Origin of the sequence: Bradyrhizobium sp. ORS 278 (assembly GCF_000026145.1) — a bacterium.
In the GTDB taxonomy this organism is placed as follows: domain Bacteria; phylum Pseudomonadota; class Alphaproteobacteria; order Rhizobiales; family Xanthobacteraceae; genus Bradyrhizobium.
Genome location: NC_009445.1, coordinates 3,891,001 through 3,911,686, shown reverse-complemented (window position 1 = coordinate 3,911,686; position 20,686 = coordinate 3,891,001). Strand labels below are relative to the sequence as shown.

Annotated in this window: 19 protein-coding genes; 4 read left to right on the top strand and 15 right to left on the bottom strand. The window is 66.1% G+C overall.

Annotated elements, in window-relative coordinates; genetic code table 11:
- Positions 1-23 precede the first annotated feature (23 nt).
- Positions 24-1,490, top strand: coding sequence for a short-chain fatty acyl-CoA regulator family protein (locus BRADO_RS17505; RefSeq protein WP_011926660.1), 1,467 nt, complete (start codon positions 24-26; stop codon positions 1,488-1,490).
- Positions 1,491-1,555: 65 nt separating this feature from the next.
- Here the strand turns inward: BRADO_RS17505 and der are convergent, their stop codons facing one another.
- The 6 genes from der to BRADO_RS17475 form a co-directional block, all read right to left on the bottom strand.
- Entirely contained in the window at positions 1,556-2,926 is a 1,371-nt protein-coding gene (gene der / locus BRADO_RS17500) for a ribosome biogenesis GTPase Der (protein ID WP_011926659.1), read from the bottom strand.
- Positions 2,927-3,010: 84 nt separating this feature from the next.
- Positions 3,011-3,544, bottom strand: a complete 534-nt coding sequence (locus BRADO_RS17495; protein ID WP_041757574.1) for a hypothetical protein — start codon at positions 3,542-3,544, stop codon at positions 3,011-3,013.
- A gap of 72 nt (positions 3,545-3,616) precedes the next feature.
- Positions 3,617-4,270, bottom strand: coding sequence for a tetratricopeptide repeat protein (locus tag BRADO_RS17490; protein ID WP_011926657.1), 654 nt, complete (start codon positions 4,268-4,270; stop codon positions 3,617-3,619).
- A gap of 177 nt (positions 4,271-4,447) precedes the next feature.
- Positions 4,448-6,043 carry a class I adenylate-forming enzyme family protein gene (locus tag BRADO_RS17485; protein WP_011926656.1) on the bottom strand — a complete coding sequence of 532 codons (1,596 nt, stop codon included), beginning with the start codon at positions 6,041-6,043 and terminating at the stop codon, positions 4,448-4,450.
- A gap of 111 nt (positions 6,044-6,154) precedes the next feature.
- On the bottom strand, positions 6,155-6,742 hold the full coding sequence (locus BRADO_RS17480; protein ID WP_041756649.1) for an NnrU family protein: 588 nt from the start codon (positions 6,740-6,742) through the stop codon (positions 6,155-6,157).
- Positions 6,743-6,926: 184 nt separating this feature from the next.
- Complete coding sequence (locus BRADO_RS17475) at positions 6,927-7,523, bottom strand: hypothetical protein (RefSeq protein ID WP_011926654.1); 597 nt, start codon at positions 7,521-7,523, stop codon at positions 6,927-6,929.
- A 161-nt stretch (positions 7,524-7,684) separates the two neighbouring features.
- Between BRADO_RS17475 and BRADO_RS17470 the strand changes: the two genes are divergently transcribed.
- The 3 genes from BRADO_RS17470 (at position 7,685) to BRADO_RS17460 (ending at position 9,846) form a co-directional block, all read left to right on the top strand.
- Positions 7,685-8,413, top strand: a complete 729-nt coding sequence (locus BRADO_RS17470) for an aspartate/glutamate racemase family protein (protein WP_041757573.1) — start codon at positions 7,685-7,687, stop codon at positions 8,411-8,413.
- Positions 8,414-8,581: 168 nt separating this feature from the next.
- Entirely contained in the window at positions 8,582-9,448 is an 867-nt protein-coding gene (locus BRADO_RS17465) for a S1C family serine protease (protein WP_011926652.1), read from the top strand.
- The gene (locus BRADO_RS17460) at positions 9,445-9,846 is read left to right on the top strand and encodes a response regulator transcription factor (protein WP_011926651.1); all 402 of its coding nucleotides are present in this window, start codon (positions 9,445-9,447) and stop codon (positions 9,844-9,846) included. The genes BRADO_RS17465 and BRADO_RS17460 overlap by 4 nt, the downstream gene beginning before the upstream one ends.
- Before the next feature lie 168 nt (positions 9,847-10,014).
- On the opposite strand, the gene BRADO_RS17455 is transcribed toward BRADO_RS17460, so the two are convergent.
- From BRADO_RS17455 to BRADO_RS17415, 9 genes are all read right to left on the bottom strand, one after another.
- Positions 10,015-11,634, bottom strand: coding sequence for a peptide chain release factor 3 (locus tag BRADO_RS17455; RefSeq protein WP_011926650.1), 1,620 nt, complete (start codon positions 11,632-11,634; stop codon positions 10,015-10,017).
- 348 nt (positions 11,635-11,982) lie between these two features.
- Positions 11,983-12,990, bottom strand: a complete 1,008-nt coding sequence (locus BRADO_RS17450; protein WP_011926649.1) for an inorganic phosphate transporter — start codon at positions 12,988-12,990, stop codon at positions 11,983-11,985.
- A 14-nt stretch (positions 12,991-13,004) separates the two neighbouring features.
- On the bottom strand, positions 13,005-13,649 hold the full coding sequence (locus BRADO_RS17445; protein WP_041756647.1) for a DUF47 domain-containing protein: 645 nt from the start codon (positions 13,647-13,649) through the stop codon (positions 13,005-13,007).
- Positions 13,650-13,792: 143 nt separating this feature from the next.
- Positions 13,793-14,761 carry a branched-chain amino acid ABC transporter permease gene (locus tag BRADO_RS17440; protein WP_011926647.1) on the bottom strand — a complete coding sequence of 323 codons (969 nt, stop codon included), beginning with the start codon at positions 14,759-14,761 and terminating at the stop codon, positions 13,793-13,795.
- Position 14,762: 1 nt separating this feature from the next.
- Positions 14,763-15,626 carry a branched-chain amino acid ABC transporter permease gene (locus BRADO_RS17435; protein WP_011926646.1) on the bottom strand — a complete coding sequence of 288 codons (864 nt, stop codon included), beginning with the start codon at positions 15,624-15,626 and terminating at the stop codon, positions 14,763-14,765.
- Positions 15,627-15,702: 76 nt separating this feature from the next.
- Entirely contained in the window at positions 15,703-16,926 is a 1,224-nt protein-coding gene (locus BRADO_RS17430; protein WP_041756646.1) for an ABC transporter substrate-binding protein, read from the bottom strand.
- A gap of 39 nt (positions 16,927-16,965) precedes the next feature.
- Entirely contained in the window at positions 16,966-17,712 is a 747-nt protein-coding gene (locus BRADO_RS17425; protein WP_011926644.1) for an ABC transporter ATP-binding protein, read from the bottom strand.
- Positions 17,705-18,460, bottom strand: a complete 756-nt coding sequence (locus tag BRADO_RS17420) for an ABC transporter ATP-binding protein (RefSeq protein ID WP_035642762.1) — start codon at positions 18,458-18,460, stop codon at positions 17,705-17,707. The genes BRADO_RS17425 and BRADO_RS17420 overlap by 8 nt, the downstream gene beginning before the upstream one ends.
- Positions 18,461-18,697: 237 nt before the next feature.
- Positions 18,698-20,653, bottom strand: a complete 1,956-nt coding sequence (locus BRADO_RS17415) for a S9 family peptidase (RefSeq protein ID WP_041756643.1) — start codon at positions 20,651-20,653, stop codon at positions 18,698-18,700.
- Positions 20,654-20,686: the final 33 nt, after the last annotated feature.

Genomic DNA, 20,686 nt, shown 5'->3' with positions numbered 1-20,686 from the left:
TTACAGACGGGAGTTGACCTGCCATGAGTACCGCCACGGCACGCTCGATCTTCATGGGCCCGCGCCTGCGACGGCTGCGCCGCGAGCTCGGCCTGACCCAGGCCGACATGGCCGCGGACCTCGAAATATCAGCACCTTACGTGGCGTTGTTGGAGCGCAACCAGAGGCCGGTCACGGCCGACATGCTGCTGCGGCTGGCCCGCACCTACAAGATCGACCTCGCCGACCTAGCCGGCGACGGCGGCGCCGACCACACCGCGCGGATGCAGTCGGTGCTGAAGGACCCGATGTTCTCGGACATCGACATCCCCGCGCTGGAAATTTCAGACCTCGCCGTCAGCTATCCCGGCATGGCCGAGGCCTTCCTGCGGCTCTACACCGCCTATCGCGAGGAGCAGCTGGCGCTGGCCGAGCGGGCGCCTTCGATCTCCGGCGGCGCGCCGCTGCCGGAGGGTTTTGACGCCAACGATCCTGTCGCCGATGTCCGGCGCTTCCTCGCCGCCCGCCGCAATTATTTCGCGGGGCTCGACGACGCCGCGGAGCGCTTGGCGCAGGCGGTCTTCCAGGGCTCGGCGACCGGCTCGCCGCAAGTCTCGGCGAGCCCCGCCGGCTTCATCGAGCGCTTCCGCGAGAAGCACAAGCTGCAAGTCCGCTACATGCCGCCGAACGTGATGCTCGGCTCGCTCAGGCGGCTCGATCTGCATCGCCGTCAATTGCTGATCGAGGATTCGCTCGACAGCGCGAGCCTGAAGTTCGAACTGGCGCGGCAGCTCGCTTATCTCGAACTCGACAATGAGATCAGCGCGGCGCTGGAGGACGGCAAGTTCGCCAGCAAGACCGCCGAGCTGCTGGCACGGCGCGCGCTCGCGGCCTATGCGGCGGCGGCGATCATCATGCCCTACTCGATCTTCGCCAAAGCGGTCGATGCCAGAGCCTACGATCTCGAAGCGCTGGCGCGGCAGTTCGGCACCAGCTTCGAGCAGACAGCCCATCGCGTCACGACCTTGCAGAAGCCGGGCGCGGAGAAGATCCCGTTCTTCCTGATCCGCGTCGATCCCGCCGGCAACGTCTCGAAGCTCCTGGACGGCGCCGGCTTTCCGTTCGCGCGGCACGGCGGCGCCTGCCCGCTGTGGTCGGTGCACGGAATCTTCAAGACGCCGCGCCAGATCGTCACGCAATGGCTGGAGCTGCCGGACGGCCGCCGCTTCTTCTCGATCGCGCGCACCGTGACCGCCGGCGGCGGCTCCTACGGCGCGGTCCGCGTCGAGCGCGCCATTGCCGTCGGCTGCGCGGCGGAGCACGCCGGGCAATTGATCTACACCCGCGACGGCCACGGACCGGATGCCGACGCGCCGACGCCGATCGGCACCGCCTGCCGCGTCTGTCACCGGCCGAAATGCGCCGCCCGCTCGGCGCCGCCGATCGGGCGGGAGATCCTGCCAGATGATTTCAGGACATCGTCGGTACCGTTCGGGTTTTCGTCGGATTGAGGCGAGGAATGGACGCTTGTCGCGATCAGATCAAAAGTCCAGACGCGCGGCCTGTAGCAAGCCGATCAGTTCGGCCGCTTGCGCTTGTGGGCGAATGGGTTGGCCTTCTCGCGCAAGGTGATGCGCACCGGCGTGCCCGGCAGCTCGAAGGTCTCGCGCATCGAGTTGACGAGGTAGCGCAGATAGGATTGCGGGATCGCGTCGGCGCGCGAGCAGAACAGCACGAAGCTCGGCGGCCGCGCCTTGGTCTGGGTGATGTAGTTCAGCTTGAGGCGGCGGCCCGACACGGCAGGCGGCGGATTGTTAGCGATCGCGCCCTCGAACCAGCGGTTCAGCGCCGCCGTCGGCACGCGCCGATTCCAGACCGCGTAGGCCTCGACGATCGCCTGCATCAGCCGGTCGATGCCCTCGCCCATCAGGCCGGACACTGCCACGATCGGCGCGCCGGTGATCTGCGGCAGCCAATGGTCGGCATCCCGGCGCAGCGCCGAGATCTGTCCGGGCTGGGCCTCCATCAGGTCCCATTTGTTGACCGCCAGCACCAGCGCCCGCCCCTCGCGCTCGACCAGGTCGGCGATGCGAAGATCCTGCTCCTCGAAGCGGTTCTGCGCGTCCAACATCAGCACCACGACCTCGGCAAACCGCACCGCCCGCAGCGCATCCGCCACCGAGAGTTTCTCCAGCTTCTCCTCGATCCGCGACCGCCGCCGCAGGCCGGCGGTATCGAAGATGCGGAAGCCGCGGCCCTTCCATTCGACCTCGACGGCGATCGAGTCGCGGGTGGTGCCGGCCTCGGGGCTGGTCAGCAGGCGCTCCTCGCCGAGCAGGTGGTTGATCAGGGTCGACTTGCCGGCATTGGGACGACCGACGATGGCGACGCGGATCGGCCGGCTGGCGCGCTCCTCGTCGGTCTCCTCGCGCTCGTCATCCTCGTCGTCCGAGGGCGGTACGATCTTGCTGAGTGCATCGTAGAGCTCGCCCATGCCCTCGCCATGCTCGGCCGAGATCTGAATCGGATCGCCGAGACCGAGCGCGTAGGACTCCATCGCGCCGAGTTCGCCATGCTTGCCTTCGCTCTTGTTGGCGAGCAGCAGCACCGGCTTGTCGGCGCGGCGGGCGAAATCGGCGAAGGCGCGGTCGGCCGGTGTCAAGCCAACGCGGGCATCGATGACGAAGAACAGGGCATCGGCGAGCGCGATCGCGGTCTCCGTCTGCTCCTGCATCCGCGCCGTCAGCGAGCCCTTCGGGCCCTCGTCAAGGCCGGCGGTGTCGATGATCGTGAAATGCAGGTCGTGCAGCTTCGCCTCGCCCTCGCGGCGGTCGCGGGTCACGCCAGGCATGTCGTCGACGAGCGCCAGCTTCTGCCCCACCAGACGGTTGAACAGGGTCGATTTGCCGACATTGGGCCGGCCGATGATGGCGATGGTAAAAGACATGATGATCCGAGCGCGCGTTGGCGCGCAGCTTTAGCGCATCCGACCGTAAAACCGAACGGGCGATCGGCCGATTCGCCGATGAGATTAACGGCTGAAGGAGCCGCTCGGCATCGGGGCCGGAAATTGGCCGCTGGATTGCTGCGCGGGCGCGGCGTCATCCGCCGGCGGAGCGGTGGTGCGGCGGCGGACGATCTTCTTCGGCTTCGGGGCTGCCGGCACGGCGGCCGCGCCCTCCTCGACTGCGGCCGCCTCGCCGTCCTGCGGCTGCGGGTCGGCGGCCGGCGCCGGATTGCTCACGGCCGCCTGCTGGCGGCCCTTGGCGCCCTTCTTGCCTTTGGTGGGCGGCTCCACGGGCGGGGTCGGCGCGGCGGCCTGTGCCGCCGGATCCTCCGTCGGCTGCTGCTGGGCGCCCTTGTAGAGCTCCTTCGGCACACCTTGCTCCAGGCCGGGGACGCCCTCGGGGAACACGGGCTTGCGGTCGCCGGGCAGCTTCTTCTTGGTGTCCAGGAAGTCGAGCAGGTCGGACGGGTCGAAGCTGCCGCCGCTGGCGCAGCCGCCGAGCGCGCCTGCGAGCGCGACGACGACGGACAGGGCGATGAGGCGTTGCGGGCGGCGCATGATGGTCATCTTCCGATCAAACTCAGTTTCGCCATCGCGAAGGCCGCGATCGGCTCACCTTCGGCTTCTGGATCAGCTCTTGGCGACCGCAGGCAACAGCGCCTGCAACGCCTCGGCGCGCGAGCGCAGGCCCGGCGGGGTCTCACCATCCAATGCGATCATGTCGAGCCATTGGCGGGCGGCGGCCGCATCATTGGCTTTCCACGCCGACAGCGCCAGAAGCTCGCGTGCGGCATGACGGAATGGAGCCCCGGCGGCGGTCTCACCCTCCAACCGCGGCTTGAGGTCAGCGTAAGGCGCGGTGTCGACAAGCAGGCCCGCGGCCCGCAGGCGCGCCATGGATTGCTGTTCGGCACCGATGCCGCGGTCGGCCGCGAGGTCATCATACAGCTTCACTGCGGCGGCCTTGTCGCGCACAGCAGCTTCAGCCGCCTGATGGAAGCGGGCCAGCATACGGTATCCGGAGGGGGCGGTCGCCGCGACGTCGGCAAACGCCTTCTCGGCCTCGGCGTGCTTGTTCTGCTCGGACAGTTCGAGCGCCTTGTTGAAGGCCGCGCCGGCCTCGGCAGCCTTCTGGGCCTCCAGATACTGGTAGCCGCGCCAGCCGCCGACACCGGCGATGATCAGAACCGCGACGGCGATGATAAAGATCGAATAGCGGTCCCACAGCTTCTTGAGCTGTTCCCGGCGGACCTCTTCATCAACTTCATCAATAAATTCAGACACTTAAAGATATCCCATAGGGTTCGCCGCGAGCGCGCGAATGGATTTGAAGTGCCGCGCGAGCCGCCCACTGCCCACGCGCCGGCGCGGATACCGCATCGGTATGGCGGTGGCAAGGCACGTGCAGCCGAATCAAGGCGTTACGCGCGTTCCCCGTTGCCGAGGGTCGGAGGCCGGCTATCACGCAGTCAAGGCTTCGCGCAACTGCCGTTTCATCACCTTGCCGTTGGCATTGCGCGGCAAAGGGTCCGGCGTCACGATCAGGGTTTCCGGCACCTTATAGTCGGACAGCCGCTCGGCACACCAGCGGCGCAGATCCTCCGCTTCGGCCGGCGCGCGGGTCACCACGACGGCATGGACCCGCTCGCCCAGCACCGGGCACGGGCGCGCGACGATCGCACTCTCGATCACGGCCGGATGGCCAGCAAGCACAGACTCGACCTCGGCCGAGTAGATCTTCAGCCCACCGCGGTTGATCATGTCCTTTTGGCGGTCGAATACCCTGACGAAGCCATCGGCATCGATGGACCCGAGGTCGCCCGAATGCCAGTAGCCCGCCGTGAAGCTCTCGGCTGTCGCCTCCGGACGGCTCCAATAGCCTTTGATGACCTGGCCGCCGCCGATCCAGATCTCGCCGATCTCGCCGCGCGGCAACTCCCGACCCTGAGCATCCATCACCAGGATACTGGCGCCGGGACAGGGCAAGCCGACGCTGTCGATGTGGCGAGCCGTCAGCGCGGGCGGCATCAGGGTCGAGGGCGAGGTGGTCTCGGTGGAGCCGTAAGCGTTGACCAGGCGCAGGCCCGGGATCTTCGCCGCCAGCTTCTCGATCGTCGCGACCGGCATCGGCGCGCCGCCGAAGCCGCCGATGCGCCACGACGACAGATCGTGGCTGTCGAAATCGCTCTGCAGCAGGCAGAGATTATACATCGCCGGCACCATCACCGTGTAGGTCACGCGCTCGCGCGCGGCGAGCTTGAGATAGTCGCCGGCCTTGAACTCCGGCATGATAATCAAGGTGCCGGCGCAGCGCACCATGCTGGTCACGTTGGCGACCACGCCGGTGACGTGGCCGAGCGGCACGGCCGCGATCGACCGGTCGGAGGGCGTCAGGCCGAGGCACGCCTCGTAGATCATCGAGGAGTGGACGATATTGCAGTGGGCAAGCATCGCCCCCTTCGGCCGGCCGGTCGTGCCCGACGTATAGAGGATCATTGCAATGTCCTCCTCGGCCACAGTGGCTTCCGTGGCATCGGGCTCGTGATCGGCGAGTTCGGCGAAATTCGACCGAACGGGATCATTGTCGACCGCGAGGCGGCCCGCGAGGTCGGGCATCTCAGCTGCGGCCGGCAGCCGGTCCGCCAGCGCGGCCTCATGCAACAGCAGGCGCGCGCCGCAATCGCTCAGAACGTAGGCGATCTCGGGCGTCTGCTGCCGCGTCGACAGCAGCACCGCGATAAGGCCAAGCTTGGCGGCGGCGAACAGCGTCAGGACGAATTCGATGCGGTTACCGAGCAGCATGGCCAGGCGATCGCCCTTGCGCAACCCCTTCGCCCGAAGTCCGCCGGCGATGCGCGCTGCCTGGTCGGCGACGTCGCGCCAGGAGAGCCGCTGCGCACCACAGATCAAGGCCTCGCCGTCACCGTTCCGTGCAACCGCCTCCTCGACCATGGCCCAGATGCTGGCCGGGCGCTCCGCGAAGAGCGGCACCACGCGGTCGCCGAAACGCTGCTCGCGGCGCATCGGCCTGATGGCGGCATGTTGCGACCACTCCATCGGATCGCCTCCCTTGATGTGTTCTCGTTGATTGCGCAGCGCTCGCGCAGCCGGCGCCGCTCCGGAGAGCGACGCCAGGAATGTGTGGCCGAATCGGCCGGCCGACCAGTTCTAATTGCCGATGACGGGAATGCCGAGCACGACAGGATGGAACGCGAAGGCCAGCGCGAGATAAACGATGATACCGACGACGACGGCAATGACGTCGTTGCCAACGCCGCCGACCGGGATCGGCGGGCCGCCGGCGTCGGCGCGGCGCTTCAGCGAGATGCGGTCGAACACCGCCCAGGCCAGGATCGAGCCGAACAGGATGATCCCGCCGAGATCGCCGTTGGCGAGCAGATGGCCGAATGCCCACAGCTTCACGCCGGACAGCATCGGATGCTTCAGCGTGGTGTAGATGCGGCCACGGATGTAGGCGGCGACGATCATGATGACGGCGGGGAGCATCAAGGCGAGATTGATGTGCTTGAGCGCCTTCGGCGGCGTCCAGAGCTGGATCCAGCCGCCGCCATTGCGGTACTCGGCAAAACCCCAGACGATCAGCGCAAGGCCCGCGAGCGCGACGATGGTGTAGGCGAGCTTGTAGGTGCCCTCGCCCAGCCGCGCGATGACCTGTGCCCGTGCTTCGCGCCGCGTCGTGAACACATGCGCGCCGAGAAACAGCGCGAGCCCCACCACCATCACCACAAGTCCCACGGCGTCCCCCTCTTGTGCACGCGACATCAGGGGAACTGGGTATCATCTTCAGGGGCAAGCTCGCAACGTGACCCGTGATCCCTTGCGGCTCATCGTCATTCCGGGTTCGACGCTGACGCGCCGCCCAGGAATGACGGCGGGGGTGGCGGGCACGACGGCGGAAACCCCTGCAACGCTGGATCCGCTACTGCTGCTGCGATGTCTTGCTCAGATCACGGTTGTCGACGTAGCGGATGGCGATCGGCCGGCCTGCCAGCGCGCCGCCCAGGCCCGAGGTGAATTTCAACGGCAGGCAGGCGTCGAGGGAGGTGCTGATCGCTTTCAGATAAGTCGCACGCGTGTCCGCCGAAACGCCGGATGTCGCGAAGGTCAGGCGCGGTGGCGCGACCATCTCGCCGGTCCGCTTGAAGCTGAAGCGCACGGTCATCTGCATGCCGGCGCGGGCGTCATCCTCCGGCGGCGGCGTCCAGCACGATCGGAGCGCGGCGAACAGATCGCCGATCGTGTCGAGATCGTGATCGGGCTTCTGATACTTGGCTTGCTGGTCCTTGGCCGGCCGGCTCTCGATGGTCAGCTGCAGGTTCTCGCCGTAGGGATAGTTCATCTCGGGGAAGCAGGGCCAGGGCCCGTAGACGCTGCAGAACGACGGCGTACACGGCTGCTCGTCGAAGACGCTGCACGGGGTGTGCGCGAACGGCACCGGGTTGATCTGGCGGCGGCGTGCATCGGCGGTGGCGGGGGCTGCCAGCATCAGCAGGATCAGGACGACGACGCGGAGCATGGTGACACTCGGGAGGAGATGACAGTCGAGTTGGTCGTTGAACGCAATGACCGCAAGCCCAATGCTGGTCACATCCGCGGGTTCCCGCCGCATCGCCCCCTCTCGACCCTGCCACGGGAACTCGGCTAGAACACGGCGAATCATAGCAGATGGATGGACCGATGAGCCGCAGCGAGACCGTGATCAACGTCATCAACCCAAACATGACCGCGTCGATGACCGATCTGATCGCGAAGGCGGCCCAGGCCAGCGCGAGCCCCATGACGCGCATCGTCGGCCGCACCGCGCGGTTCGGCGCCGCCTCGATCGAGGGACATTACGATGAAGCGATCGCCGCGGTCGGCATGCTCAAGGAGGTCGAGGCCGGAGATGCCGAGGGCTGCCACGCGCATGTCATCGCCTGCTTCGGGGATCCCGGCCTGCTGGCAGCGCGCGAAATGTCGGCCGTGCCGGTGCTCGGCATTGCCGAGGCGGCGATGCACGCGGCGAGCTTCGTCGCGACCCATTTCAGCGTCGTCACCACGCTGTCGCGCACCAAGGTGATTGCCGAGCATCTCGTGCGCAACTATGGCATGGAGCATCACTGCCGGAAGGTGCGCGCCGTCGATGTCGCCGTGCTCGATCTCGACAAGCCCGAGGCGAATGTGCGCGGCACCCTGCTCGGCGAATGCCGAGCGGCACTGCGCGAGGACGGCATCGGCGCCATTGTGCTCGGCTGCGCCGGCATGGCCGATCTGGCGCATGATCTTTCGACTGAGCTCGGCATTCCCGTAATCGACGGCGTCGCCGCCGCCGTCCGCTTCGCCGAGGCGCTGGTCGGGCTCGGGCTGAAAACCTCGAAGCATGGCGACCTCGCGTTTCCGCTTCCGAAGGCGCGGACGACGATTTGAACTGCCGTAGCCCGGATGAGCGCAGCGATATCCGGGGTCTCACGAACTGCAGATGTGAACCCGGACGTCGCTGCGCTCATCCGGGCTACAGAGATGGAGCCTGCCCACCCGGGGAGTTCCGAAACGATCATCGACGCTCCACATTGGGCTCAACCCATGGAGCCTTCGATGTCCGATCTCTCTGCTCTCTCCGCGCTGTCCTCAGCGCTCGCCGCGAGCGTCGCCGCGGCCGCGCCCTCGCTCGTCTCCGTCCACTCGCACCGCTCGCGCGCCTCCGGCTTCGTCTGGAAGCCCGGCTTGGTCATCACCGCCGATGAGGCGCTCGCCGACGAGGGAGAGGTGTCGCTCGTGTTCGCTGATGGCACGACGCGGCCTGCCGCCATCGCGGGGCGCGATCACACGACGGACATCGCCCTGCTCCGCTTCGATGGCAAAGACGGAAAGGCTGCTCCGATTGCCGCCAAGGTACCGCTGATCGGTGCACTGGCGGTGACCGTTGCCGCCGATCATGGCACGCCGGTCGCATCGCTGACGATGGTGTCGAAATCCGCCGGCGCCTGGCGCAGCCTGCGCGGTGGCGAGATCAACGCGCGGATCGAGCTCGACATCAGGCTGCGTCACAGCTCGGAGGGCGGCCTCGTGCTCGATGCCGAGGGACACGCGATCGGCATGGCCGTGCGTGGCCCGCGCCGGACACTCGTGATCCCCTCCGCGACCGTGGCGCGCGTCGCCGGCAAGCTCGAAACTCATGGACGCATCGCGCGCGGCTATCTCGGCGCCGGCCTGCAGCCGGTACGGCTCGATGACGGGATGGGCGCGATGGTGATGAGCATCGACAAGGCTGGTCCCGCCGCCGCGGCGGGTTTGCGCCAGGGTGACGTCATCACCGCGCTCAACAACGAGCCGTTCAGGGGCATGCGCGCCCTGATGCGCGAGCTCGGGCCGGACAGCGTCGGCGCGATCGTCGACATCGCCGCATTGCGCGCAGGCGAGCCGCTGCGGCTCGCGTTGACCATTGGCGAGAGGCCCGCGTGAGCGCGGACGACAGCGCAGCGATCACGCTCGCCATCGCGGTCGACGATGCCGAGCTGGCGGATCGGCTGGCGGCGCTGCTCGGCGGCGTCGCCGGTCTGCGGCTGGTCGCACCCGGCGAGAGCGCCGACGTTGCGGTCATTCGTCCGGGCGGCAGCGATGCCACCGAGAATGGCGAGACCCACGGTCGCGACAGCGACGCCTTTCAGCTCACCGCGCGCGAGCGCGACGTGCTGGCGCTGATGGCCGAGGGCTGCTCCAACAAGGAGATTGCGCGCAGCCTCGGCATCTCCGTGCACACCGCCAAATTCCACGTCGGCTCGCTGCTCGACAAGCTCGATGCCACCGGCCGCACGGATGCGGTGGCGCATGCGGCGCGGCGAGGTATCATCGAGCTGTGAGGCTCACGTCTCTGCCCACGTCATTCCGGGGCGCCCGCAGGGCGAGCCCGGAATCCATCGGGCGGCATCACGAGCGGCGAAATGGATTCCGGGCTCGCGACTTCGTCGCGCCCCGGAATGACGAGAGAGCGTGGGGACGGATCGCTGGACTAACGCGATAATCCTTCATCACGCCTTCTTCTTCACGTCCTTGACGTTGGAGAACACGATGCCCTCGGCGCGTTCCTTGGTGTAGCCGAGATAGAACTCGTTCTTGGCCAGAAACACCGGATCGCCGTCGACGTCGTCGGCGACACCGGAATTGTTGGAGGCGATGAACGCCTCCAGCTTTTTCTTGTCGTCGCAGGAGATCCAGCGCGCCAGCGAGAATTCGGAGATCTCGAACTCGACCGGCAACGAGTACTCGGCATCGAGCCGCGCCTTCAGCACGTCGAGCTGCAGCGGGCCGACGACGCCGACCAGCGCCGGCGCACCGTCGCGCGGGCGGAACACTTGTACGACGCCCTCCTCTGACATCTGCTGCAAGGCCTCCTTGAGCTTCTTCGCCTTCATCGCGTCCGTGAGCCGAACGCGGCGGACGATTTCCGGGGCAAAGCTGGGAACGCCGACGAAGGTCAGATCCTCGCCCTCGGTCAGCGTGTCGCCGATGCGAAGCGAACCGTGGTTGGGAATGCCGACGACATCGCCGGCGAAAGCCTCGTCCGCGACCGAGCGGTCCTGCGCGAAGAAGAATTGCGGGCTCGACAGCGGCATGGTCTTGCCGGTGCGCACCAGCTTCGCCTTCATGCCACGGTTGAGCTTGCCCGAGCACAGCCGCGCGAAGGCGATGCGGTCGCGGTGGTTCGGGTCCATGTTCGCCTGGATCTTGAACACGAAAGCGCTCATGCGCGGCTCGGCGGCGTCGACCTTGCGCAGGTTTGAATCCTGGGCGCGCGGCGACGGCGCGTAGCGGCCGAGGCCTTCGAGCAGATCGCCGACGCCGAAATTGCGCAGCGCGCTGCCGAAATAGACCGGCGTCAGATGACCCTCGCGAAAGGCGTCGAGCTCGAACGGCTTGCAGGCCTCCTTGACGAGCTCGAGCTCGTCGGTGATCTGGCCCATGTCGAGATTGGCGTTGAGCTTGCCGAGCTCGGAGATTGCAATCTGCTGTGCCGCGCCGGTTTTGGCGCCGCCACCTTCGAGCAGGCGCACGCCGCCATCGCGGACGTCATAGGTGCCGATGAAGTCGCGGCCGCGGCCGACCGGCCAGGTCATCGGCGTGGTGTCGAGCGCCAGCGTCTTCTCGATCTCGTCGAGCAGATCAAACGTGTCGCGGCTCTCGCGGTCCATCTTGTTGATGAAGGTGATGATCGGGATGTCGCGCAGGCGGCAGACCTCGAACAGCTTTCGCGTCCGCGCCTCGATGCCCTTGGCGGCGTCGATCACCATCACGGCGGAGTCGACCGCGGTCAGCGTGCGGTACGTGTCCTCGCTGAAGTCCTCGTGGCCCGGCGTGTCCAGGAGGTTGAACACCAGCCCTTCGAACTCGAAGGTCATCACCGAGGTGACGACCGAGATGCCGCGCTCGCGCTCGATCTTCATCCAGTCAGAGCGGGTGTTGCGGCGCTCGCCCTTGGCCTTGACCTGGCCGGCGAGGTTGATGGCTCCGCCGAACAGCAGCAGCTTCTCGGTCAAGGTGGTCTTGCCGGCGTCCGGATGCGAGATGATGGCGAAGGTGCGCCGGCGCGCGACCTCGTCGGCGAGAGGCGAACGGGACGGCTGGTCGGTGGTGACGGCGATATCGGACATGGGGCGGCGGACGTCGTTTCAGGGCCGGAGAGCGGGCGATGTCATGGGAAAAGCGCGGGCTCACGGCCGCCGCGCATCCCCCATATAGGCGTTTTGCACCGCAACTCCAACCGGTGAGTTCACCGGGCGGGCGACGGCGCGTCGAGGCTGCCACACCCGCCTGCGCCCGTCCTTCGAGACGCGCGCCAAGGGCGCGCTCCTCAGGACGAGGGCGGAGGGCGTGGCGATGTCCGGCGGCGAGATCCAGCGCCAACCCTCATGGTGAGGAGCGCCGCCCCTGCGGCGCGTCTCGAACCGTAAGGCCCCAAACCCGCCCAACTACAGGCACTGTCCTATCGGCCTACCGGGTCAGTGCCGGAGCACCGACACCAGCCAGAACGTCGCGGCCGAGACGATCGCCGAGGCCGGGATCGTGAAGATCCAGGCGTAAACGATCGATCCGGCCACGTTCCAGCGCACCGCCGAGGCGCGGCGGGCGGCGCCGACGCCGACGATAGCGCCGGTGATGGTGTGGGTGGTCGAGACGGGCACGCCGAGGAAGGTCGCCAGGAACAGGGTGATGGCGCCGCCGGTCTCGGCGCAGAAGCCCTGCATCGGGTTCAGCTTGGTGATGCGCAGGCCCATGGTGCGGACGATGCGCCAACCGCCCATCAGGGTGCCCAGCGCCATGGCCGCCTGGCACGACAGCACGACCCAGAACGGCACCGTGAAATGCTCGCCGAGATGGCCCTGCGAATACAGCAGCACAGCGATGATGCCCATCGTCTTCTGCGCGTCATTGCCGCCATGGCCAAGTGAGTACAGCGAGGCGGAGGCGAATTGGAGGATGCGGAAGGCGCGATCTACCGCAAAGGGCGTCGAGCGCACCGAGGCCCAGGACACGATCGCGACCAGGATCATCGCCAGCACCAGGCCGACCAGTGGCGACAGCACGATCGCCAGCACCGTCTTCGACAGGCCGCTCCATACCGCGGCCGAGATGCCGGCCTTGGCGACGCCAGCCCCGACCAGGCCGCCGATCAGCGCGTGCGAGCTCGACGAGGGAATGCCGGCCGCCCAGGTGACGAGGTTCCAGACGATGGCCCCGACGAGGGCTGCGAAGATCACCTGCGCATCGACGATCGCGGGGTCGATGATCCCGGTGCCGATGGTCTGCGCGACATGCAGGCCGAACACGCCGAAGGCGACGAAATTGAAGAACGCGGCCCAGAACACCGCATATTGCGGCCGCAGCACGCGGGTCGAGACGATGGTCGCGATCGAGTTGGCGGCGTCGTGCAGGCCGTTCAGGAAGTCGAAGGCGAGCGCGACGGCGATGAGGCCGACCAGGATGGGCAGGCCGAGTTGAGCGTCCACGGCGCGGCCCTACCCTAGACCTGTTCGATCATGATCGAATTGATCTCGTTGGCGACGTCGTCGAAGCGGTCGGCGACCTTCTCCAGATGGTCGTAGATCTCGGCGCCGACGATGAAGTCCATGGTGTTGGCGTTGCGGTGCTTGAGGAACAGCTCCTTCAGGCCGATATCGTGGAGGTCGTCGACGCGGCCCTCGAGCTTGGTCATCTCCTCGGTGATCGCAGTGATCATCGGCACGTTCTGGCCGATGGCCTGCAACAGTGGCAACGCGCGGCCGATCAAATTGGCGCAGTCGACCAGGAGCGTGCCCATCTCCCGCATCGTCGGCTCGAACGCCTTGACCTCGAACAGCACCACGGCCTTGGCGGTCTGCTGCATCTGGTCGATGGCGTCGTCCATCGAGGTGATCAGGTTCTTGATGTCGCCGCGGTCGAACGGCGTAATGAAGGTGCGGCGGACGGCGGTCAGCACCTCGCGGGTGATGTTGTCGGCGTCGTTCTCGAACTGGCTGACGCGCTGGCAATGCGTCAGCACGTCGTCGCCGCCCTTGAGCATGTCCACAAGCGCATGGGCGCCCTGGATCACCACCTTGTTGTGGCGGGCGAACAAATCGAAGAACCGCTCCTCCTTGGGGAGGACGGCGCGGAACCAGTTCAGCATGAGACGAGATCCATCCATTCCGAAACAGGCCAGGGCTGACCCGTCACAGAACTGTCATACTCCGGATCACGCCGCAGCAGAAGCGGTGGCCGGCTCATCCACCGCTTTCTGCCTCTCCGACAAATTTCATCTAGATCAATGACTTAGAGGGATCGCTTGAACAGATGAGCGACTTCCCCGACCACGCCGCGGCGGAAGGTGAGCACGCAAGCGACGAAGATGACGCCCTGAATCACCGTCACCCACTGCCCGAACCCAGCCAGATACTGCTGCATGGCGATAATCACGAAGGCGCCGACAACGGGCCCGAACACCGTTCCGAGGCCGCCGACCAGCGTCATCAGCACGATCTCGCCGGACATCGACCAGTGCACGTCGGTCAGCGAGGCGTTCTGGGCCACGAACACCTTCAGCGAGCCGGCGAAACCGGCGATGGTACCGGACAGGATGAAGGCCAGCAGCTTGTACTGGTCGGTCTTGTAGCCGAGCGAGATCGCGCGCTGCTCGTTCTCGCGGATCGATTTCAGCACCTCGCCGAACGGCGAGTTGATGGTGCGGAAGATCAGCAAGAAGCCAGCGAGGAACCCGACCAGCACGACGTAGTACAGCGTGAACGGCTTCGACAGGTCGATGAAGCCGAACAGCTTGCCCTGCGGGATGCCCTGGATGCCATCCTCGCCATGGGTGAACGGCGTCTGCAGATAGACGAAATAGAGGAGCTGCGACAGCGCCAGGGTGATCATCGAGAAATAGATGCCCTGGCGGCGGATCGAAATGTAGCCGGTGACGATCGACAGCACGAAGGCGCCGGCGATGCCGGTGAGGATGCCGAGCTCCGGCGGGAAACCCCAGACCTTCAGCGCATGCGCGCTGCAATAGCCGGCCGTTCCCAAGAACATCGCGTGGCCGAACGACAGCAGGCCGCCATAGCCGATCAGCAGGTTGAAGGCGCAGGCCAGCAGCGCGAAGCACAGCGCCTGCATGACGAAGAACGGGTACAGGCCGGTGAACGGCACGATGGCGAGCAGCGCCGCCATGATGACGAACGCGATCATCTCGTCGCGCATCGCGCGCGGGGTGATCGGCAATGTCTCGTCGGTGATCGATGTCATGTCAGGCCGCCCGTCCGGTCAGACCCGTCGGCTTCACCAGGAGCACCAGGACCATCAGAACGAAGACCACGGTGTTGGAAGCCTCGGGATAGAAATATTTGGTCAGTCCCTCGACGACGCCGAGCGCGAAGCCGGTGATGATCGAGCCCATGATCGAGCCCATGCCGCCGATCACGACGACCGCGAACACGACGATGATCAGGTCGGCGCCCATCAGCGGCCGCACCTGGTTGATCGGGGCCGACAGCACGCCGGCGAGCGCGGCAAGGCCGACGCCGAGCCCGTAGGTGAGCGTGATCATGCGCGGCACGTTGATGCCGAAGGCGCGAACCAGGGTGGGATTCTCGGTGGCGGCGCGCAGATAGGCGCCGAGCCGGGTGCGCTCGATCAGGAACCAGGTGGCGAGACACACCACCAGCGAGAACACCACGACCCAGCCGCGATAGACCGGCAGGAACATAAAGCCGAGATTCATGCCGCCGCGCAGCTGATCCGGGATCGCGTAAGGCAGGCCCGAGGAGCCGAAATAGTTCTGGAAGATGCCCTGCACGATCAGCGCGATGCCGAAGGTCAAGAGCAGGCCGTAGAGATGGTCAAGCCCGGTCAACCATTGCAGCAGCGTGCGCTCCAGGACCATGCCGAATGCGCCGACGATGATCGGCGCCAGCAGCAGCGCCCACCAATAATTGATGCCGCCGAGGTTCAGCAGGAAATAGGCGCAGAACGCGCCCATCATGTAGAGCGCGCCATGGGCGAAGTTGATGATGTTGAGCATGCCGAAGATGACGGCAAGCCCCAGACTGAGCAGCGCGTAGAACGAGCCGTTGATCAGTCCGACAAGGAGCTGTGCGTAGAGGGCCTGCATCGTCTTGTTCTGTTTCTCTCGGCGTTTCCTGACGTCAACAACAGCCCGGCGGCGGACCGCCGGGGGCCGCGGCGGCTTATTTCTTCAACAGAGCGCAGGCGCTCTTGTCGAGCGGCGTGAAGGCCTGGTCGCCCGGCACCGAGCCGACCAGTCTGTAGAGATCCCACGGCGCCTTCGATTCCGACGGCTTCTTGACCTCGAACAGATAGGCAGTGTGGATGGTGCGGCCATTCGGCTGGATCTCGCCCTTGCCGAACAGCGCATCCTCGGTCGGGATCGACTTCATCTTGTCGACGACCTTGACGCCGTCATGCGGGTTATCGCCGAGCGCCTCCAGCGCCTTGAAGTAATGCAGGAGGCCGGCATAGACACCGGCCTGCACCATCGTCGGCGGCGCGCCGTTCTTCATCCGCTTGGCGAAGCGGTCGGAGAACGCGCGAGTCTGGTCGTTCATGTCCCAATAGAAGGTCTCGGTGAAATTGAGACCCTGGGCGATGTCGAGCCCGATCGACTTGACGTCTGTGAGGAACAGCAGGAGCGCGGCGAGCTTCTGGCCGCCCTTGGTGATGCCGAACTCGGCGGCCTGCTTGATCGAGTTGGTGGTATCGCCGCCGGCGTTGGCCAAACCGATGACCTTGGCGTTCGACGACTGCGCCTGCAGCAGGAAGGACGAGAAGTCGGAGGTGTTGAGCGGGTGTTTGACGCCACCGATCACCTTGCCGCCGTTGGCGGTCACGACCGCCGTGGTGTCGCGCTCCAGCGCCGCACCGAACGCATAGTCCGCGGTCAGGAAGAACCAGCTCGTGCCACCCGCCTTCACCAGCGCCTGGCCGGTGGTGTGCGCCAGCATGTAGGTGTCGTAGGTCCAGTGCACGGTGTTCGGCGAGCACTGCGCATTGGTGAGGTCGGAGGTCGCCGCGCCCGAATTGATGTAAACGCCGTTCTTTTCCTTGACGACGTTGTTGACGGCGAGCGCCACGCCGGAGTTCGGCACGTCGACGATGATGTCGACCTTGTCGACGTCGAACCACTGCCGCGCGATCGAGGTGCCGATGTCGGGCTTGTTCTGGTGGTCGCCGGAGATCACGTCGATCTTCCAACCCTTGGCGGTGAGGCCGGAGTCCTCGATCGCCATCTGCGTCGCAAGCGTCGAGCCGGGGCCGCCGAGGTCCGAATACAGGCCCGACTGATCGGACAGCGCACCGATCTTGACGGTCTTGTCGCCGGCCGACGCGATGCTGCCGCCCGCAAGCGTGAGCGCGGTGCCCAGCAGCAATGACGCAATCAATTCAGTCTTCATTTCCAACTTCCCAATTCCAAGAAACAGTCGCGGCGCCGGTCAGACGCCAAGATAAGTATGCAGCTTGTCCATGTTGGCGGACAGATCGGCATTGGCGAAACCATCGATGACCTTGCCGTGCTCGACGACGTAATAGCGGTCGGCGACGGTCGAGGCGAAGCGGAAGTTCTGCTCGACGAGGAGGATCGTGAAGCCCTCCTTCTTCAGCCGCGCGATGGTGTGGCCGATCTGCTGGATGATGACCGGCGCCAGACCTTCGGTCGGCTCGTCCAGCATCAGGAAGCTCGCGCCGGTACGCAGGATGCGCGCGATCGCCAGCATCTGCTGCTCGCCGCCGGACAGCTTGGTGCCCTGGCTCTTCAGCCGCTCCTTCAGGTTCGGGAACAGCTCGAAGATCTGGTCGAGCGACAGCCCGCCCGGGCGCACCACCGGCGGCAGCAGCAGGTTCTCGCGCACGTCCAGGCTCGCGAAGATGCCGCGCTCCTCCGGGCACAGCGCGATGCCGAGCCGGGCGATTCTGTCCGAAGTCATGCGGATCAGCTGCTGGCCATTGAACGCGACCGACCCGGTGCGCTTGCCGATGATGCCCATAATGGACTTCAAAGTCGTGGTCTTGCCGGCGCCGTTGCGCCCGAGCAGGGTGACGACCTCGCCGGCATTCACGTTGAAGTTCATGCCGTGGAGAATGTGGGACTCGCCATACCAGCTCTCGAGGTTCTTGACGTCGAGAATCGTGTTGGTGGCAGCTGGCTGCCCAAGCTTTGCAGCGGTCATCACCTCAGGCATGTCCGGCTCCCAGATAGGCTTCCTTGACGCGCTCGTCCTTGGAGAGCTCGGAATAAGGTCCCTCGGTCAACACCTGCCCGCGCGTCAGCACGGTGATGGTGTCGGAGAGGTTGGCGACGACGCTGAGATTGTGCTCGACCATCAGGATCGTGTACTTGGCCGAGATACGCTTGATCAACGCGGCGATCTTGTCGATGTCCTCGTGGCCCATGCCGGCCATCGGCTCGTCCAGCAGCATCATCTCGGGATCAAGCGCCAGGGTGGTCGCGATCTCCAGCGCGCGCTTGCGACCATAGGGCATTTCGACCGCCGGAATATTGGCGAATTCGCTCAGGCCTACGTCGTTCAGCAGCTCCAGCGCCCGGCCGTTGAACCGGTTCAGCACGCTCTTGGAGCGCCAGAAGTCGAACGACGAGCCGTGCTGGCGCTGCAGGGCAACGCGGACGTTCTCCAGCGCGGTCAGATGCGGAAACACCGCCGAGATCTGGAACGAGCGGACCAGCCCGAGGCGCGCGACGTCGGCCGGCGCAGTCGCGGTAATGTCCTGTCCCTTATAGAGAATCTTACCCGCCGACGGCCGAAGGAACTTGGTCAGAAGGTTGAAGCACGTCGTCTTGCCGGCCCCGTTCGGACCGATCAGCGCGTGAATGGTACCCCGGCGGATCTTGAGCGAAACATCGCGTACGGCAAAGAACCCCGCGAATTCCTTCGTCAATCCGTGGGTCTCGAGAATGAACTCGTCGGCCAAACAGATTCCCCCCGAGCCGGCGCGCACGGCCCGGCCCTCGCTTCTTCTGATAACGCGGCTCTGCGACATCCGGACCAGGCCGGTGCCGCGCGCGACCGCTTCGCGGCGGAATATGCCGTCAATCGAGGGAGTTAGGCAAGGCGGAAAGCTGGGCATGCGGCCGCGAGCCGGCGAATGCACCTGGCGTTGCGCCGGTATCGTCCCACGCGCTCTCCGAGAGAGTGACGCGATCTCGGTTCACGCACAGCGCGGCGCGCTGACGTCGTCAGTTGAAGACAAGTGGCGCGCCAGCAGCGGAGCGCCTGCCCTCACCTCATGACTCGAGCCGTCGAAGTCCCGCCCGACCGGCTCGCACGCCCCGCCGAGATGATGAGCGAAGAACGCCTCGGCGATGGCGATATAGGACAGCCGGTTCTCAGGCTTCTGGAAGCCATGGCCTTCATCGGGATAGACGATGTAGATCACGGGAATGCGGCGCTGCCGCATGGCGCACACGATCGTGTCGCTCTCGGCCATCAGGCAGCGCACATCGTTGGCGCCGTGGAAGATCAGCATCGGCTTGCTGATGGCGTCGACCTTGTGAATCGGCGAGCGCTCGGCGAGCAGCGCCCTGCCCGCCGGAGTGCGCGGATCGCCATAGCTGCGGTACATGAACTCGGCGAATCCCGACCAGTAGGGCGGCATCGACTCCAGGAGCGTCTGCAGGTTGGTGATGCCGACCACCGGCACCGCGCAGCAGAACACATCGGGCGTGAAGGTGGCGGCGACGAACGAGGCGTAGCCGCCATAGGAGGTGCCGGTGATCGCGATCCTGTCGCGTTGCGCGATGCCTTCCGCAACGGCCCATTCGACCATGTCGATCAGGTCATCATGCATCTTGCGGGCATGCTCCTTCTCGCTCGCGGCCAGGAAGGCGCGGCCGAAGCCGCTCGAGCCACGGTAGTTGACCGAGAGCACGGCGTAGCCGCGATCGGCGAGCCATTGATGGTCGCCGCGATAGCCGTAGATGTCGCGCCCCCACGGCCCGCCATGCACGACCATCACCATGGGCAACGGCTCCGACGGCCGGTCCGCCGTGATCGCGGCCGGCAGGGTGAGATAGGAGACCAGATCGAGGCCGTCACGCGCCTTGGTCTTGATCGCCTGCATCGGCGCGAGCCGGTACCGCATCAGATCGGGACGCGCCGTGAAGAGCTCGGTCACCGTGCCGCGATCGCGATCGTAGAGATGGAATGTGCCGGGCTGCTGCGGCGTATAGCTCATCAGGATCCAGCGGCGATCATCGTCCGACTGGCTGGTCACGTGGAACGCGTGCCCCGGCAGGGCCTCGCCGATCAGCGCCAGATCGTGCTCGATCTGCGTCGACAGCGCGTGCCAGCTCTGCCGTCCCGGATCGATCGCCGCCGCCACCGGCCGGAAGCTCTCATCCCAGATCCAGCCGGTCACGTCAGCCGCCGTGCTTTCGAACAGCACCCGCTCCTCGCCGGTCAGCCAGTCCATCTGCACCAGCGCGGTGGTCTCGCGGTCGAGGCACGAGAACAGATGGACATGCCGCGCGCTCGCGTCGAACGTCGCGACGCGCGTGCTCCAGCTCGCTTCATACGGCACGTCGCACCAGGGCACGAGCATGCCGTCCTCGATCCGCCACAGCCGCGCACCACCGTCAGGCGCATTGCTGCGGGCGTGACGCGGGCGCAGCTGCCAATCCAGTCCGACGAAATCGAGCTGTTGCATGTTCTGCCAGAGCAGCGTGCGCGCACCGCTGTCCAGATGGAGCGCGTAGACGTCGGGACTGGCGGGATCGCGATCGTTCAAGGTCACCGCGATCCGGTCCGGCGTGACATGCGACCACAGCGTCGGAATGGCGCGCACGCCAGGATAGGGCGTGAGATCGCGGACCTCGCGGGTGCCGACATTGACGACGAAGAGATGAAAATTCTCGTCGCCGTTCTCGTCCTTGAGGAACATGACGTAGCGGCCGTCCGGGCTCCATTCCTGCCACGCGATCGGACGCCCTGCGGTGCGCGTCACCGGCTCGCCATCGGCGATCCGGTCCACCGGCGCGACCCAGACATTGAGCACGCCGTCGACCGGCGCCAGCCAGGACAGCAATCGGCCGTCCGGCGACAGCTTGGCATTGAAGAAGGTCGGATTGTCGAACAGGACGCGGCGGGGAATGAGGCCTTGGCTCATCAAAATCTCTCAAAGGATAGCATCTGTCGATGC

Coding starts and splice junctions, on each gene's coding strand:
- BRADO_RS17425 (WP_011926644.1), bottom strand. CDS start 17,712: ATGCCTGAGGTGATGACCGCTGCAAAGCTTGGGCAGCCAGCTGCCACC.
- BRADO_RS17465 (WP_011926652.1), top strand. CDS start 8,582: ATGTCCGATCTCTCTGCTCTCTCCGCGCTGTCCTCAGCGCTCGCCGCG.
- BRADO_RS17445 (WP_041756647.1), bottom strand. CDS start 13,649: ATGCTGAACTGGTTCCGCGCCGTCCTCCCCAAGGAGGAGCGGTTCTTC.
- BRADO_RS17475 (WP_011926654.1), bottom strand. CDS start 7,523: ATGCTCCGCGTCGTCGTCCTGATCCTGCTGATGCTGGCAGCCCCCGCC.
- BRADO_RS17440 (WP_011926647.1), bottom strand. CDS start 14,761: ATGACATCGATCACCGACGAGACATTGCCGATCACCCCGCGCGCGATG.
- BRADO_RS17470 (WP_041757573.1), top strand. CDS start 7,685: ATGAGCCGCAGCGAGACCGTGATCAACGTCATCAACCCAAACATGACC.
- BRADO_RS17430 (WP_041756646.1), bottom strand. CDS start 16,926: ATGAAGACTGAATTGATTGCGTCATTGCTGCTGGGCACCGCGCTCACG.
- BRADO_RS17505 (WP_011926660.1), top strand. CDS start 24: ATGAGTACCGCCACGGCACGCTCGATCTTCATGGGCCCGCGCCTGCGA.
- BRADO_RS17435 (WP_011926646.1), bottom strand. CDS start 15,626: ATGCAGGCCCTCTACGCACAGCTCCTTGTCGGACTGATCAACGGCTCG.
- BRADO_RS17485 (WP_011926656.1), bottom strand. CDS start 6,043: ATGGAGTGGTCGCAACATGCCGCCATCAGGCCGATGCGCCGCGAGCAG.
- BRADO_RS17455 (WP_011926650.1), bottom strand. CDS start 11,634: ATGTCCGATATCGCCGTCACCACCGACCAGCCGTCCCGTTCGCCTCTC.
- BRADO_RS17495 (WP_041757574.1), bottom strand. CDS start 3,544: ATGCGCCGCCCGCAACGCCTCATCGCCCTGTCCGTCGTCGTCGCGCTC.
- der (WP_011926659.1), bottom strand. CDS start 2,926: ATGTCTTTTACCATCGCCATCATCGGCCGGCCCAATGTCGGCAAATCG.
- BRADO_RS17415 (WP_041756643.1), bottom strand. CDS start 20,653: ATGAGCCAAGGCCTCATTCCCCGCCGCGTCCTGTTCGACAATCCGACC.